The sequence below is a fragment of the Streptomyces sp. SPB074 genome, assembly GCF_000154905.1.
Lineage (GTDB): Bacteria > Actinomycetota > Actinomycetes > Streptomycetales > Streptomycetaceae > Streptomyces.
On the sequence record NZ_GG770539.1, the window covers coordinates 4,373,191 to 4,375,012 of the forward strand.

2 protein-coding genes are annotated in these 1,822 nt (G+C 76.8%); both read right to left on the reverse strand.

All coding sequences use genetic code 11. The features are described 5' to 3' along the window. The coding region (locus SSBG_RS18355; protein WP_037870095.1) for a cytidine deaminase family protein at nucleotides 1-351 on the reverse strand (351 nt) is incomplete at its 3' end. A 195-nt stretch (nucleotides 352-546) separates the two neighbouring features. After that, on the reverse strand, nucleotides 547-1,822 hold a 1,276-nt coding region (locus SSBG_RS18360; protein ID WP_078491346.1), incomplete at its 5' end, for a DUF5691 domain-containing protein.

Here is a 1,822-nt window from a genome sequence, read left to right on the forward strand (position 1 = left end):
CACGTATGTATGAGGGAGCAGTTCGCGCACGGGCACGCCACGCACCCCGCCCTCGGCGCCCGGCACCAGCACCTCGATACCCGGCCACAGGTCGAGCAGCGCCTGTCGGCATCGACCGCACGGCGGCATCACCCCGCGCCCCCGGTCACCCACCGCCACGATCCGCACGAGCGGTCCCGCGCCCTCGGCCACGGCGGCGCCCAGCACGACGAGTTCGGCACAGGGGCCGCCGGTGAAGTGGTACACGTTCACACCGGTGACCACCCGGCCCCCGGCGTCCCGGGCCGCCGCGGCCACCGAGTGGTTGTCGTCCGCCCCGAGCCGCGCGGCGAGCGCGGCGGCGGCCCGCACGAGGGCGGGGTCGGGACCGGGGTCGGGCTGAGGGGTGGGGCGGGGGCCGGGCTCGGGTCCGGGCTCGGGTCCGGGTCCGGGCTCGGGTCCGGGGCCGGGCTCGGGCTCAGGGCCAGGATCGGAGCCGGGCTCGGGCCGAGGACCGGGCTCGTGGCGTCGCGTCATGGGCGTCACCAACGTGCCGGGACAACACAGCTAGGGCGTGTCCGTGCGTGAGGCGCCGTCCAGTTCCTCCCTCATCTCCGCGCGCAGCCGCAGCGTCGCCAGGAGTCGGTGGAAAACGTCGGTCCAGTAGAGGCCGGCCGCGGGTTTGCTGTCCTCGTTCTCCTCGAAGGAGCCGACGAGCTTCTCCAGGTGGGAGGCCTCGGCCGGGTCGAGGCAGCGTTCGGCCAGGCCCATGACGCCGCTGAAGCTCCACGGGTAGCTTCCCGCGTCCCGGGCGATGTTGAGCGCGTCCACGACCGCCCGGCCCAGCTCGGCCGGCCACGGGGTCGCGCAGCCGTTGAGCAACTGGAACGCCTCCGAGAGCCCGTTGGCCGCGAGGAAACCCGCGACCCACGCGGCCCGCTCCGCCGGGGGCAGCGCCGCGAGCAGCCGGGCCCGCTCCGCGAGCGCCGTCGCGCCCTGGTCGGTGCCGACGGGCGAGCCGAGCAGCGCCCGCGACCACTCCGCGTCCCCCTGCCGCACGGCGGCCCTGCACCACGCGGCGTGCAGTTCCTCGCGCCAGCCCTCCGCGACGGGCCGGGCGACCAGCTCGGCGGGCGAGGCCCCGCCGAAGTGCTCCGGCCACACCGCGAGCGGAGCCGCCTCGACCACCTGCCCGAACCACCAGGCACGTTCCCCGCGCCCGGCCGGTGGCTTCGCGACGACGCCGTCGTGCTCCATCGCGGCGTCGCACTCGTGCGGCGCGTCCACGGCTATCGCCCCCGCCTCCGGCGCCTCCGCGCCCCCCGCTCCCGCCTCCGTCGCGACGCACGCGCGGGCCCGCTCCGCCATGCGGGCGGCGAGCGCCGAGCCGGTGAGGGAGGAGAGGAGTTCGGCGGCGAGTGCGCGGACGTTGCGGCTGCGGTCGTCGAGCGCCGCTTCGAGGAAGGGCTCGTCCGCCGGTGCGAGCCCCGGCCGCAGGCAGTCGAGGAAGAGCAGCCGGTCCTCGGCCCGCTCCTTGGCCCACGTCCGGCCCAGCAGCGCGAGCGCCCGCCCGGGCTCCGTCTCGCGCACCCGCGTGAGCAGAGCGACCCGTTCGGCGAACAGGCCCTCGCCCCACAGCCGTTCGTCGTCCCCGGGCGTACTCGCCGTCGTCTCGTGCGCGGGCGGCGCCACGATCGTGCGGTGTACGAAGGCCCACTCGCGGTTCTGCTCCGCGAGCCACCGCCCGCGCACCCCCGCGAAGGTGAGCACGGCGGGGCGCAGATCGGTACGGCCTCTGGCCGCGTCCAGCAGCGCGGGGTCGGGCGGGGACGCGTAGCCGTGC